Origin of the sequence: Lysobacter sp. MMG2 (genome assembly GCF_016735495.2) — a bacterium.
In the GTDB taxonomy this organism is placed as follows: Bacteria; Pseudomonadota; Gammaproteobacteria; order Xanthomonadales; family Xanthomonadaceae; genus Lysobacter_J.
In genome coordinates this window covers 1,464,310-1,478,584 of record NZ_JAERQY020000001.1, presented here as the reverse complement: position 1 = coordinate 1,478,584, position 14,275 = coordinate 1,464,310, and the positions used below count along the sequence as shown (strand labels likewise).

Annotated in this window: 8 protein-coding genes; 1 reads left to right on the top strand and 7 read right to left on the bottom strand. The window is 68.1% G+C overall.

Annotated elements, in window-relative coordinates; translation table 11 throughout:
- Positions 1-28 precede the first annotated feature (28 nt).
- The gene (locus JI752_RS06725; RefSeq protein WP_216961858.1) at positions 29-1,486 is read left to right on the top strand and encodes a mannitol dehydrogenase family protein; all 1,458 of its coding nucleotides are present in this window, start codon (positions 29-31) and stop codon (positions 1,484-1,486) included.
- 449 nt (positions 1,487-1,935) lie between these two features.
- On the opposite strand, the gene JI752_RS06720 is transcribed toward JI752_RS06725, so the two are convergent.
- The 7 genes from JI752_RS06720 to JI752_RS06690 all read right to left on the bottom strand — a co-directional run bounded on the left by JI752_RS06720 (position 1,936) and on the right by JI752_RS06690 (position 13,885).
- On the bottom strand, positions 1,936-2,970 hold the full coding sequence (locus tag JI752_RS06720; RefSeq protein ID WP_216961030.1) for an SMP-30/gluconolactonase/LRE family protein: 1,035 nt from the start codon (positions 2,968-2,970) through the stop codon (positions 1,936-1,938).
- Positions 2,971-3,082: 112 nt separating this feature from the next.
- Entirely contained in the window at positions 3,083-4,177 is a 1,095-nt protein-coding gene (locus tag JI752_RS06715; RefSeq protein WP_254200445.1) for an endo-1,4-beta-xylanase, read from the bottom strand.
- Between the two features lie 65 nt (positions 4,178-4,242).
- Positions 4,243-6,948, bottom strand: coding sequence for a beta-galactosidase GalB (gene galB / locus JI752_RS06710; RefSeq protein WP_254200443.1), 2,706 nt, complete (start codon positions 6,946-6,948; stop codon positions 4,243-4,245).
- 167 nt (positions 6,949-7,115) lie between these two features.
- Positions 7,116-8,537 (bottom strand): glucuronate isomerase, encoded by a 1,422-nt coding sequence (gene uxaC / locus JI752_RS06705; RefSeq protein ID WP_216961025.1) that lies wholly within the window; start codon positions 8,535-8,537, stop codon positions 7,116-7,118.
- 166 nt (positions 8,538-8,703) lie between these two features.
- Positions 8,704-11,559: a glycosyl hydrolase 115 family protein gene (locus JI752_RS06700; protein ID WP_345777325.1), complete on the bottom strand. Its 2,856-nt coding sequence runs from the start codon at positions 11,557-11,559 to the stop codon at positions 8,704-8,706.
- Positions 11,556-12,554, bottom strand: coding sequence for an endo-1,4-beta-xylanase (locus tag JI752_RS06695; protein ID WP_216961023.1), 999 nt, complete (start codon positions 12,552-12,554; stop codon positions 11,556-11,558). Before JI752_RS06695 ends, JI752_RS06700 begins: the two co-directional genes overlap by 4 nt.
- Positions 12,555-12,580: 26 nt before the next feature.
- A complete protein-coding gene (locus JI752_RS06690) occupies positions 12,581-13,885 on the bottom strand; it encodes an MFS transporter (protein WP_216961019.1) in 1,305 nt (434 codons plus the stop codon).
- Positions 13,886-14,275: the final 390 nt, after the last annotated feature.

Below are 14,275 nucleotides of genomic sequence, written 5' to 3'. Positions count from 1 at the left end.
ACCCGAAACGACGAAGACCGAATTCCCGATGCAACGCCTCAGCAACACCACTCTCGAGCACCTTCCGCACGCCATCCAGCGTCCCGCCTACGACCGCGCCGCCGCCACCATCGGCATCGTCCACCTCGGCGTCGGCGCATTCCATCGCGCGCACCAGGCGGTGTACGTGGACGACATGCTCGCGCACGACCCGCACTGGGCCATCTGCGGTGTCTCGCTCAACAGCCGCGACGTGCGCGACGCGCTGGCGCCGCAGGACGGCCTGTACACGCTCGCGCTGCTGGGCGAACAGCCGCGCCTGCGCGTGATCGGCGCGCTGCGCGAAGTGCTGGCCGCACGCGAGCAGGGGGCGCTCGTGCTCGATCGACTCGCCGACCCCGGCGTGCGCCTGGTGACGCTGACGATCACCGAGAAGGGTTACTGCCTCTCGGGCAACGAACTCGACTTCGGCCACCCGGACATCGCGCACGACCTGATCTACCCCGACACGCCGGTCAGTGCGATCGGCTACCTCGTCGAAGGCCTGCGTCGTCGCAAGGCGCAGCGACTGCCGCCGTACACCGTGCTCAGCTGCGACAACCTGCCCGACAACGGCGGCAAGCTGCGTCGCGCGGTGGTGGCCTTCGCGCAGCGACTGGACCGCGACCTCGCATGCTGGATCGCGGAGAACGGCGCTTTCCCGCGTTCGATGGTGGACAGCATCACGCCGGCCACTGACGAGCCGGTGCGCGCGCGCGTCGCGGCGGAACTGGGCTGCACCGATGCCTGGCCCGTGCAGCGCGAGGCCTACACGCAGTGGGTGGTCGAGGACGCGTTCTGCAACGGCCGCCCGCCGCTGGAGCGCGCGGGCGTGACGATGAGCAACGAGATCGCCGGCTACGACAAGGCCAAGCTGCGGCTGCTCAACGCACCGCATTCGGCGCTGGCGTACCTGGGTTCGCTGATGGGCATCGAGACCGTCGCGCAGGCGATGGCCACGCCGGTGCTGGCCGGTTTCGTCGAGCGGCTGATGCGCGAGGCGATCGCACCGAACGTCGCCGCGCCGCGCGGCTTCGACGCGCAGCGTTATGCGGGCGACATTCTGGCGCGCTTCCGCAATCCGGCGATCCAGCACAAGTTGGCGCAGATCGCCTGGGACGGCTCACAGAAGATCCCGGTGCGGTTGCTGGGCACGATCGCCGACGCGCTGGAGGCGGGGCGTCCGATCGACCGCCTGTGCCTGCCGGTGGCGGGCTGGTTGCGCTTCGTGCGTCGCCAGGCGAACGCGGGCGTGGCGCTGGTGGATCCGATGAACGAGGCGCTGTCGGCGGTCGGCCTCGCCACCAACGGCGATGCGGTGCATGACGTTGCGGCGTTCCTGCAACTGGATGCGGTGTTCGCGTCGCTGTCGGAGGACGCGCGGTTCGTCGAGGGGTTGTGCGCGGCGTACGCGGCGCTCGGTGACGGTTCGCCCGACGCGGTCGCGAGGGCGCTGGCGGACGCATAGGGCACCAGCGCAGGTTTTGGGGCCGCGCGATCGCACTCCCTCCGGATCGCGTGGCCCGTTTTATTTGGCGGTGGCAGTTCTGGGCGGTGGCGGTTTTGCTCCTCCCCCTGCAAGCAGGGGAGGGAGTTGCCTGCGCCGCGTCGTAGCCCGGGTAAGGCCGCAGGCCGCACCCGGGTGATGCGTGCGGGACCCCGGGTGCGCTTCGCTTACCCGGGCTACGCGAGCTTTTGCTTTTCGCCTCGGCTCTTGCCCCTCCCTCTGCCGCGTCGTAGCCCGGGTAAGGCCGCAGGCCGCACCCGGGTGATGCGTGCGGGACCCCGGGTGCGCTTCGCTTACCCGGGCTACTCGAGCTTTTGCTTTTCGCCTCGGCTCTTGCCCCTCCCTCTGCAAGCAGGGAGTGCGCTTGGCTTACCGGGCGACCGCGAGCAGGAACGCGAGGTCGGACGATCCTACGGGCCGAACCCCGCCCCCACCGCCGTCACCCGCACCCGCGCCACGAACGTGTGCGAGGTGAGGTACAGCGTGCGCCCGTCGTCGCCGAAGGCGCAGTTGGACACGCGCGCGCCGGTCTCGATCATCCCCAATCGCTTGCCGTTCGCGTCCATCACCAGCAACCCGCCCGGGGCGCTGGCGAACAGATGACCGTCGCGCGAAACGCACAACCCATCCGGCGCACCCTCCGCAGCGGCCGCCAGGTCGGACGCATCGGCCAGCACGCGGCGGTCGCGCACCTCGCCCTTCGCGTCGATCGCGTACGCCATCCACACCGGATGCGCGCGGTCGGAATTGGCGACGTACAACGTGCGCTCGTCCGGCGACAGCGCCACGCCGTTGGGAAACTTCAGCGCGCCTTCGATCAGGTGCACGGAACCGTCCGCATCCAGGCGATAGACGCCGTTCACCGGCTGCTCCTTCAGCGGCGATTCGTCGATGCCCTTCAGTCCGTATGGCGGGTCGGTGAAGAACACCGTGCCGTCGCTGCGGCGCGCGATGTCGTTGGGGCTGTTGAAGCGCTTGCCTTCGAAGGTCGCCGCCAGCGTCGTCCGGGTCTTGTCCGTCGGGTTGAAGCGCGCGATCAGCCGCGAGCCCGAATCGGCCAGCAGCACCGTGCCGCCCGGTTCGGCTTCCAGCCCGTTCGCACCGGCCTCGCGCAGGCCGGACAGATCGGTGCCGTCGTAGCCGGAGGGTTCGAGGAACACCGACGCGCCATCGCGCGCGGACCAGCGGTGCATCGTGTTGGCCGGCACGTCGTTGAACAGCAGGTAGTCGCCGTTGGCGATCCACGCCGGGCCTTCGGACCATTCGAAGCCTTCGGCGATCTTTTCGATCCGCGCGTCCTTCGGCACCAGTGCATGGAAGGCCGGGTCGAACGCCTTGATGCGACCCACCGCCTCGTAGCGTGGCGTCGCTTCGTGCGGCGACGCACAAGCGGCAAGGAGTGAGCACGACAGCAACAGCGCGGTGATGCGAACGGCATGCGGCATGGTGCGGTTCCTCGTAAGGATCGGCAGTAGCCCGGGTAAGCGAAGCGCACCCGGGGAGGCGCTTGCGGTGAGGGTACCCCGGGTGCGGCCTTTGGCCTTACCCGGGCTACGGCTACGGTGCGGGCACCCGCAGCACCGCGTCCAGTGCAGGTTTCGGCTGGCGATCGCGATCGAACAACAGCGGGTAGTTGATGCGCCCCGGCACCGGATAGTCGTTCTTCCACGACATGCCGTCGTGCACGCCCCACAGGCTGACGCGGTCGATCACGTCGCGCTTGCGGTGGAACAGCGCGAACAGCTCGGCGTAACGGTTCGCCAGTTGCTGCTGCACCATCGGCGGCAAACCGTCGCGGTACGGGTCCAGGTAGCGCTTGAACTCGGGCAGCTGGAACTGCTTGTGCGCCATCACCGTGCCGATGACCTGCCCTTCGCGCGTAAGCGGCAGCACGTCCACGTCCAGCTCGGTGATCATCACCTTCACGCCGAGTGCGGCGTAGGCGTCGATGGCCGCTTCGATGTCCGCAAGCGACGGGTAGTTCAGGCCCCAGTGACCCTGCATGCCGATGCCGTCGATGCGCACGCCGGCCGCCTGCAACTGCTTCACCATGCGCACGATGCCGTCGCGCTTCTCCGGTCGCCAGGTGTTGAAGTCGTTGTAGTACAGCTGCGCGTCGGGCGCGTAGCGATGCGCGAACTCGAACGCGTGCTTCACCAGCTCGTCGCCATCACCGACGGCGCGCACCCAGGTCGTATCGCGGTAGCTGCCGTCCTCGTCGATGACCTCGTTGACCACGTCCCACGCATCGACACGGCCCTTGTAGCGGCCGGCCACCTTCTCGATGTACGCGCGCATCACCTCGATCTGCGCCTGCCGCGTGTTCGGCTGGCCCTTCGCGTCGCGGAAGAACCACTCCGGCGTCTGGTTGTGCCAGACCAGCGTGTGGCCGATGACGTACATGCCGTGCTTGTGGCCGAAGTCGACGAAGGTATCGGCGGCGGCGAAGTCGTACATGCCGGGCTTCGGGTTGACGACCTCGGCCTTCATCACGTTCTCGGCGGTGATGGCGTTGAAGTGCTTGACCACCAACGCCTGCGAGGCCGCGTCGCGGCCGCTGACGATGTCGTCGTTCACCGCCACGCCGAGGCGGAAATCGTTGGCGTAGGCTTTCTGCAGTTGCGTGGCCGGTTCCTTCGACCACGCGGACATGGCCAGCGCCAGCGTGCTCAACACGAGCATGCCGAAGGACGCGCGTTGGAGGGGATGGTGCAGTTTCATGGTTGTTCCCGTGAAGTCAGTTCGATGCGTGCCGATTGCAGCGCGTCGGCCTCGGCGTGGACGGTGATCGCGCCGGAGCGTCCCGGCACCGCGCGCACGATCGCCAGCGCCAGGCCGCTGAACGCATCGCGCTCATGCGAGGGGAAGGCATCCATGTCGGTTGGATCGCCGTTGTCGGTGGCGACGAGTTCGCCCGCGCCTTCCACACGGAAGCGAATGCGTTGATCGGCAATCGGCACGGAGCGTCCATCGCGGTCGAGCACGCGCACGGTGATGAAGGACAGGTCGCGGCCGTCGGCGGCGATCGTGCGGCGATCGGCGCGCGCGTCGAGTCGTGTCGCCGCGCCGGCCGTGCGCACGGTTTCCTTCGCCCACGGCTTGCCGGCCTTGTACGCCTGCACGCGCAGCTCGCCGGGCCGGTACACCACCTCGTCCCAGCGAAGGCGGTATTCGAACGGCGCCTTCTTCTTCCGACCCTGCGACACGCCATTGACGAACAGCTCGGCTTCGTCGCCGGAAGTGAACACGTGCACCGGCGTCACCTGGCCTTCGCGTCCGGGCCACGTCCAGTGCGGCAGCAGGTGCGCCATCGGCAGGTCCGGACGCCAACGCGCCTGGTAGAGGTAGTAGCGATCCTTCGGGAAGCCGGCCAGATCGACGATGCCGGAGTACGAACTGCGCGAGTCGTAATACGGTGTCGGCTCGCCGAGGTAATCGAAGCCCGTCCACACGAACTCGCCGGCGACGAACGGATGCCGGTCGAGGCTGGCGAACACCTTGTCGGCGCTGGAACCGAAATCCACCGCGTGCAGTTCGTACGCGCTGACCTGGCGGATCGTCGAGTCGCCGCCGCGCCCGTCGCGCACCGGCGCGCTCGACGCCTGCGTCACCGGGAACAGGTAGACGCCGCGGCTGCTCAGCGCGGAGGCGGTTTCGGTGCTGACGATGGCCTTGTCGGGGAACGCCGCGTGGAAGGCGTCGTACTGCGGCGGCGTGCGGATGCGCTGCGTGCCTTCGAACTCGGGCTCCTGGCGGATGCCTTCCCCCTGGTAATTCAGGCCGATGAGGTCCAGCGCGCCGGGCAGCGGCATGTCGGGCTTGGCCCAGTTCATCGCGTTGATCGTCGGCCGCGTGGGGTCTTCCTCGCGTGCGATGGCGTGCAGGCGTTTCGCGATGGCCGCGCCGGGTTCGCCCGTGTACTGCTCGCCGACTTCGTTGCCCACGCTCCACGCCACGATGGAGGGATGGTTGCGGTCGCGGCGCAGCAGCGCGCGCAGGTCGGGCTCGTGCCAGTCGGGGAAGACGAGGTGGAAGTCCAGCGGCGTCTTCTTGCGCTCCCAGGAATCGAACACCTCGTCGATGACGAGAAGCCCCATGCGATCGGTGAGTTCCAGCAATTCCGGCGCGGGCGGGTTGTGCGCCATGCGGATGGCGTTGGCGCCCATGTCGCGCAGGATTTCCAGCTGGCGCTGCGCCGCGCGCAGGTTGAACGCCGCGCCGAGCGCGCCGAGGTCGTGATGGTTGTTCACGCCGCGGATGACGATGCGCTCGCCGTTGACGGACAGGCCTTCGTTGGCGTCGAAGCGGATCGTGCGGATGCCGAACGGCGTGTCCACGCGATCCACAATGCGGCCATCGCGCGTGACCGTGGTGACGGCGACGTAGCGGTGCGGCTGCTGCGTCGGCGGCGGGCCCCACAGGCGCGGGCGGGCAAGGGCGGTGTTGCCGGACAGCGTGGCGCCGGACTTCGCCGCGATGCGCGCGCGACCGCCGTCGATGCACGCGACGGCGCGGCCGGTCTTCGTGCCGTCGGCGTCGAGCGCGAACACGTCGGTGCTCACCGCCACGTCGACGGCGGCGTCGGAATCGTTGTCGACGGCCACGTCCAGCGCGATCGTCGCGCGTTCCGTCGACACCTGCGGCGTGGTCACGCGCGTGCCCCAGTGCGCGACATGCACCGGATCGTTCTTCACCAGCCAGACATCGCGATAGAGCCCGGCGCCGGGGTACCAGCGCGCCGAATCGGGTGGGTTGTCGAGGCGGATCGCGAGCTGGTTGGTGCCACCGGGAACAACGTAAGGCGTGAGATCCACGCGCCAGCCGTTGTAGCCGTACGGCCAGCCGCCGACGAGACGGCCGTTGAGCCACACCGTCGCGTACGACATCGCGCCGTCGACATCGAGGAAGATCGAACGGCCCTTGTCGCTGACGGGAATGTCGAGCGTGCGGCGGTACCAGACCGGGCCCCAGGTCTGCAGCCGGCCCATGCCGCCGTACGGGCCGTCCTTGAGGAACGGACCGGCGATGGCCCAGTCGTGCGGCAGCGTGACGCGCGGCCAGGCGCTGTCGTCGAACCGCGCCTGCACGTAGCTCACTTCGCTGCCGGGATCGCCGGCAGGGCGGACGTGGCGCAGCGCAGGATCACGGATCAACGCATTTGCGGTGGACAGAATCCACGGCTTGAGCACGCGCTCGCCACGCGTGTGCACCTTCGCGGCTTCATCCGGACGCGCGTCGGCGTCCTTGCCGTCGGCGCTCTTCTCCACGGTGGGGCGCACGTCGTAGTCCAGGCCGGTGGTGCCGGCGGGGTCGCCCTTGTGGAAGCGCCAGTCGGTGTCGAGGCGGATGCGTTCGCGGGGCGGCTGCGCGAGTGTCGGCGCGGCAGCGCATAGCCACACCACGGCACAGGCCACCCACAGCATTCCCCTCACACACTTGCTGGTCATCGGCCGCACTCGCGCCCCTCGCACTTGAAGATGTCATCCCCGCGTAGGCGGGGATCCAACTGTGAGGGCCCGGATGGTTGGATTCCCGCCTGCGCGGGAATGACAGCATCACACGGCCCTTCCAGATGCCTACGTCCAGGCAATCACAACCGATACGCCTGCTTCGGCAACCGATACGCCAGATCCCGCGCCACTTCCACCGCTTCGTCCTCGTCCATGCGGTGCTCGGCCACCAGCTTGGCGAGGAACGCGCAGTCGATGCGCCGCGCGACATCGTGGCGCGCCGGAATCGACAGGAACGCGCGCGTGTCGTCGTTGAAGCCGATGGTGTTGTAGAAGCCGCCGCTGGCCAACGTCTGCTCGCGGAAGCGCCACATGCCTTCGGGCGCATCGTGGAACCACCACGCCGGGCCGAGGAACAGCGTCGGATAGTGGCCGGCCAGCGGCGCCAGCTCGCGGCTGTAGGTGCTTTCGTCCAGCGTGAAGAGGATGACGGTGAGGCGCGGGTCGTTGCCGAAGCGGTCCAGCAGCGGCTTGAGCGCATGCACGTACTCGGTGCGCAGCGGGATGTCGGCGCCCTTGTCGCGGCCGTAGCGCTCGAACAGCCCCGCGTTGTGATTGCGGAAGCAGCCCGGATGGATCTGCATCACCAGCCCGTCGTCCAGGCTCATCTCCGCCATCTGCGTCAGCACCTGCGCGCGGAACAGCTCCGCCTGCGCCGGCGTGGCCGTACCGCGCACGACGGTGTCGAACAGCTTGCGTGCCTCGTCCGGCGGCAGGTTGGCGGTGGCGGCGGTGGGGTGGCCGTGGTCGGTGGAGGTGGCGCCCATCTGCTTGAAGAACGCGCGGCGCTGGCGGTGCGCGCGCAGGTAGCCGTCCCAGCTGTACACGTCTTCGCCGGTCAGCGCGCCGAACTCGCGCAGCGCGTGCGGGAACTGCTCGTGTTCGGGATCGACCACGGCGTCGGGGCGGTAGGCGGTGATGACGCGCCCCTTCCAGCCGCTGTCGCGGATCGTGGCGTGATGCTCCAGCGGGTCCAGTGGCGATTCGGTGGTGGCGATCACCTCGATGTTGAAGCGCTCGAACAACGCGCGCGGCGTGAACTGCGGCGTGTGCAACGCTTCGGTGATGCGGTCGTAGTAGGCATCGGCGGTGCCTTCGCCGAGCCGTTCGCGAAGACCGAACACGTCGTGGAAGACGTGGTTGAGCCACATCGACGACGGCGTGCCCCGGAACAGATGGAAGTTGCGCGCGAACACGCGCCACGCCGCGCGCGGATCGACATCGGCGCGGGAGCCGTCGGCGCGCGGAATGCCGATTTCATCCAGCGACACGCCCTGGCTGTAGAGCATGCGGAATACGTAATGGTCCGGCACCAGCAGCAGCTCGGTCGCGTTGGCGAACGGCGCATTGCCGGCGAACCAGGACGGGTCGGTGTGCCCGTGCGGGCTGACGATGGGCAGGCAGGCCACTTCGCCGTACAGCCGGCGCGCGATGGCGCGCTGCACGGTGTCGGACGGGAACAGGCGGTCTTCGTGGAGATGGAGAGCGGTCGCGGAACTCATGTCGTGTTCTCTGGTGTGTTTCGGCGGCGAAGCAAGCTCGCCACCCTTGATCGTCATTCCCGCGAAAGCGGGAACCCAGTGCCTTTGCCCAAATCGCCGGACGTCGCTGGACCCCCGCTTTCGCGGGGATGACGAGCGGTCGCTGCGATTCGTTTGCCTCGGATGCCTACAGCTTCGGAGTCTCCACCGGCCCAAGGTAGCTTTCGCGCGCGCCCTTGCGCACCACTTCGATGCGCTGGAGCACCACGCCCGGGTCGATGCGCCACACGCGCATCATGCGGTTGCCCGCATCGGCGCGGTGGCGTGAAGCCCCGACGTACACACTGTCGCTCACCGCGCGTGTCCATGCCTTGAAATCGGCATGCTCGGGCGTCGGATCGGATTTCACGGTCACCACCTGCGGCGCCTCGCCGTCGATGGAAACGGCGTAACGCAGGCCGCCGCCATGCTGGATATCCAGGGTCGGCGACATCACGACGCGGACCTCGAACTCGCCGTTGCGCGCCAGGTGGATCGGATACTCCAGCCAGGCGCCACGGTCGTCCGTCGTACCCGCCGCTGCGGTCACCGGGAACGAGGTGACGCCGGAGAGCGTGCGGCCGAGGTTCGGAATCGTCCGCCATTGCACGCCGGTCGGCGCGACGGCACGCGCATGGTGCTCGGCCTCGATGGCGATGCGGCCGTCGCTTTCGACGAAACCGTGGATGGCGGCGGTGTCGGCCGGCTTCACGATCGGCACGTCGATCGCGACCCGCGTGCCTTCGTCGCCGCGCAACGTGATGCGGGCGGCGTGCTGGCCTGCGGGGGCGGCGTTCCAGTCGACTTCGACGCGCAGCGGCTGGTCTTCGCGCACTTCGCCGGAGGTCGGCGTCACTCTCAGCCGGGGCTGCGAGGCATCGGCCGTGAAGTGGAAGGGCGCGCTGCCTCGATTGAACACCACCACCTCGCGCGAACGCGCGGCGAACGGGTCCAGCGCCGGCAGCACCGGCGTGGACTTCGCGCCCGGCCAGGCGGCCGTGTCGCCCTCGACCGTCACGCCCATCGACGCGCCGGCACGCGCGTCCACGCGTTCCAGTGTCGGCATGATGTTCCGGTCAGGCTGCTGCCACGAGGTGTAGCCGATGCGCGGCTGCGACATCATGTGGACCCACTTGCCGCCGGCGATGTCCTGCTCGTAGATGCGCGCCAGTTCGGCGTCACGATCGAACAGTGTGCGTGCAAGTTCGCCCTGCGCATTCGCCGAGACGCGGCCTTGCGCGGCATACAGGCGGTTGCGGCCGACGGCCACGTACATCGCGTTGAGGTTGGCGCTGGCGAGGATGGGGTATTCGACGAGCTGGTAGTACGCGTCGCGGTACTGCGGCCCCAATGCGGCGCCTATTGCATGCGCACGCTCAGCCAGCGCGGTCCAGTCGGCGTTGATCCGCTGCGCTTCGCCGTCGTTGACCAGGCTCCACGTGTCGGGCGAGATCAGCTCCGGCTTGCGGCGCGCGTTGTACTGCGTGTAGCGCGTGAGCAGCTCGCCGATCTGCGCCGCGTGCTGCGCGCCGAACTGCTCGGCGGCCCAGTCGGCCGGGTAGCGTTGCAGGCGCTCCAGCGGGAACGCGTCGGGCTTCCAGGCGTAATCGAGGAAGAAGGAGATCGGGAACTCCATCGGCTTGAGGTCGCCGACGTTGACGATCCACAGCTGCCGCGCGCCGTACTCGTACGCCAGGTGCATCTGCTCCCAGGTGCGTTCGATCTGCGTGGTGTTGAGCCACTTGTAGTTGCGCGGCCCGCCGACGTAGTCGAAGTGGTAGTACACGCCGTAGCCGCCGCCGCGCGTGTCGCCGGGCTTGGGCAGGCGGCGGATGTTGCCCCAGTTGTCGTCGGCGAAGAGTAGCGTGACGTCGTCGGGCACCTGCATGCCGTCGTCGAAGTAGTCCTGCACTTCCTTGTAGAGTGCCCACACCTGCGGCGTCTGCGCGGCCGGCTTGCCGGTAAGCTCGGTGAGGATGCTGCGCTGGTCGGCGACGATCGTCTGCAACAGTTCGATCGCCGTGCCCTGCGTCATCGGCTCGTCGCCGTCGCCGCGCATGCCCAGCGTGACCACGCTTTCGTTCGTGCCCATGCGCGAGATGCCCTCGCGCCAGAACGCACGCAGGCGCTCGTCATTCTTCGTGTAATCCCACGGGCCCTGGCCGTGGCGTTCCCATTCGACGTGGGCGCGCATCATCGGTTCGTGGTGGCTGGTGCCGATGACCACGCCGTATTCGTCGGCGATCTTCGGACTGAGCGGGTCGTCGTCGGCGAAGGCGCGGCCCCACATCGCGGGCCACAGGTAGTTGCCCTTCAGGCGCAGGATCAGCTCGAAGATGCGCTCGTAGAACTGGTGGTTCGGGCCGCCGTAGGTGGCCTTGATCCAGCCGCCCAGCGCGGGGTCTTCGTCATTGAGGAAGAGGCCGCGGTAGCGCACGTCGGGCGCATCGGTGAAACGTCCCGGCGCGATGTAGCGCGTTTCGCGCACCGGCACCGGCACGTCCGCCCACCACGACCACGGCGACACGCCCAGGCGGCGCGAGAGTTCGTACAGGCCGAAGACGGTGCCGCGCTTGTCGGCGCCGATGACGACGAGCGCGCGGTCGATGCCGGGCTCGGGGCGGTCGACGACCTGCAACAGGTAGCCTTCCCACGTGCCGGCGACCCCCGTCGTGTCGAGGCGTTTGGCCTTCACGATGCGGTCGATGCGCGCGCTGCGGCCGAGCGTGCCGGCAATGATCGCGGTTTTCGTCGGTTTTTCCTGCGCGGAGGCGCCGGCCACCTTGGCCAGGTCGCCTTGCAGGTCGCGCGCGGCACGCAGCACGCCGGGAAAATCCGCTTCGTCGGTGAGCACGCGCGCGGTGCGGCCGTGATCGACCAGTGCGAGCGCGCCGGCGACGGCGGTGTCGCAGACCGCCGCCGGTTGTTCGCAACCGCTCGCCGCGAAACACGGCGCACTGGCGAGCATCGCCAGCGCGGCGACGGCGGCACGCACTCGCGTCACGGTGCCGGTTTCGCGGTGTCGCGCACGTACTCGCGCAGCCATTGCAGGGCCGGACGTTCGCTGCCGTCCTTGCGCACCAGGTACGCCTTTTCCTTCTGCCGCCACAGGCCGGGGCGGAAGCCCCACAGCGTCACGCCCTTCACCGCCGGATGCTCCCAGAACACCGGGAAGATGCGCTGGTAATCCTTGAGTTGCTGCTCGTCCGTGGGGCCGTCGATGTCCAGTTCGGTCACGTAGATCGGAAGGCCGGTCTGCGCGAGCGAGTCGAGGTTGGCCTTGTGCACCGACATCGGGACGTCGGGCGTCGTGGCGAACGCGTGGCCCTGCACGCCGATGCCATCGACGAGGTTTTCCTGTCGCAGCAGCTCGATGATCTCGCGATAGCGCTTCGTCGCGTCGGGCTTGTTGGTGATGCTGTAGTCGTTGATGAGCAGCTTGGAATTCGGGAAATGCTTGCGGGCCAGGCGGTAGGATTCCATGATCCAGTCCCAGCCGGTCGCGCCGCTGCCGCCGAGCGCGTTGATGTAGTTGCCGCCGCCCTTGTCGTCCTTGTTCGGCGGATCGTTGAGGGGCTCGTTCACCACTTCGACGTAGTCCAGCTGCGGATAGCGTTCGGCCACGGCGGCGAACCACTCTTCGATCTCCTCGCGCTGCTCGGCGACGGGGAGCTTCTCGATCCACTCCGGCTGCTGGTTGCCCCAGACCATCACGTGCATCTGGAAGGGCAGGCCGTTGTCCTTGGCGGCGAGATAGGCCTCGTCGAGCCCGCGCCAGTCCATGCGATCGCGCTTGCGTTCGACTTCGCCCCACTTGCCGGCGTTTTCAGGCGTGACCTTGTTCCAGTAACGCGCGAAGTCCTTCGACTGCGGTTTGCTGTACGCGCTGCCGAGGAACTTCGGCTGCCCTGCGGCCAGTGCGGTGCCGGCGTCCTGCGCGTGGACGATGGCCGGCGCCGCGGCGAGCAGCGCGCAAAGAATGGTGTGGCGATGTTTCATTCCGTCCCTCCTACGGATGAATGAGGTCATGCGGCGGCCGGCTTGCTTTCCAGCGCCACGGGTTTGAGTTTGGGGACCAGCAGGTGCACGACCAGCAGCGCGATCAGATACGCGCAGCCGGCGATCAGGAAGATGCGGGCGTAGCTGCCGGTGGATTCCAGCTGCGCGCCGGTGAAGACCGACATCATCATGCCGCCCACCGCGCCGGCGAAGCCGCCGATGCCGACCACGGACGCGACCGCGTGACGCGGGAACATGTCCGACGGCAGCGTGAACACGTTCGCCGACCAACCCTGGTGGCCGGCCATCGCCAGGCCGATCAGCGCCACCGCGATCCACAGGTTGTCGACCTGCGTGACCAGCACGATCGGCGCCACGCACAGCGCGCAGATGAGCATCGCGCCCTTGCGCGCGCGGTTCACGTCCCAGCCCAGGCGCATGAAACGGCCCGCGAGCCATCCGCCGGCGATGCTGCCGACGTCGGCCATGAGGTATACGACGATCATCGGCAGTCCGATGGTGGCGAGCGAAAGCTTGTATTCGGAGGCCAGGAACTTGCCGAGCCAGAACAGGAACAACCACCACACCGGATCGGTGATGAACTTGGCCGCGACGAAGGCCCACGCCTGGCGGTGGCGCAGCAGTTGCAGCCACGGCACCTTGACGCTCGGTTCGGGCGGATCGCTGCGGATGTGCTCCAGTTCAGCGGCCGAAAGCTTGGGCTGGTCCTCCGGCGTGCGGTAGGTCAGCAGCCAGGCCACCAGCCACGTCGCACTGAGCACGCCGGTGAACAGGAACGCCGCCTGCCATCCCCACGTCGCGGCGATGATCGGCACCAGCAGCGGCGCGAGCACCGCGCCGACGTTGGAGCCGGCGTTGAACACGCCCACGGCCAGCGCACGCTCGCGCCGCGGGAACCATTCGGCGACGGTCTTGATCGCGGCGGGGAAGTTGCCTGCTTCGCCCAGGCCCAACGCGAAACGCGCGAGCGCGAAGCCCACCACGGTGCCGGCCAGCGCATGCGCCATCGCCGCCACGCTCCACACGCTGATCGCGATGGCGTAGCCGATGCGCGTGCCGAAGCGGTCGATGATCGCGCCCGTGCACAACAGGCCGATCGCGTACGCGGCCTGGAACGCGGTGACGATGTAGCCGTACTGGATCTCGTTCCAGCCGATCTCGGTCTGCAGGAACGGCGCGAGCACGCCGAGCACCTGGCGGTCGACGTAGTTGATGGTCGTGGCCGCCAGCAGCATCGCGCACACGCGCCAGCGGTAGTTGCCGACCTTCGTCGTCGCGGCGGGCGCGGTGCCCTGGCTCAGATCGTTCATGCGCGCGCGCCTGCGTGAGGCATCGCGAAGGGCAGGCAGGTGTGATGCATCGTCGCGAACGTCCCCCTGCACACGCGCAGGTATTGAAAGAGGAAGAAAAAGTGGTAGCGCTATCATTAGCATGAGCGCCGGCGTGGGACCAACCGCGCTGCCACATCGCGTATCCAACCTGCTTTAAGGGGCCAACGTCATGCTGCATTGCAGCGAAAAGACGTTTCCAGGCCCCGTTTTCGTCATGTTGCTCCGCAGCGTGCGGTGAAAAAATGGTAGCGCTACCATCCGCCGGCGCTGCTTCATGGGTCACCGCGTCAAACGGGTTTCAACCAGAACAACTGGAAACGGTCGCCAGTCCCAGGGGGACGGCCCGGATTACCAGCACAAATCACCAGA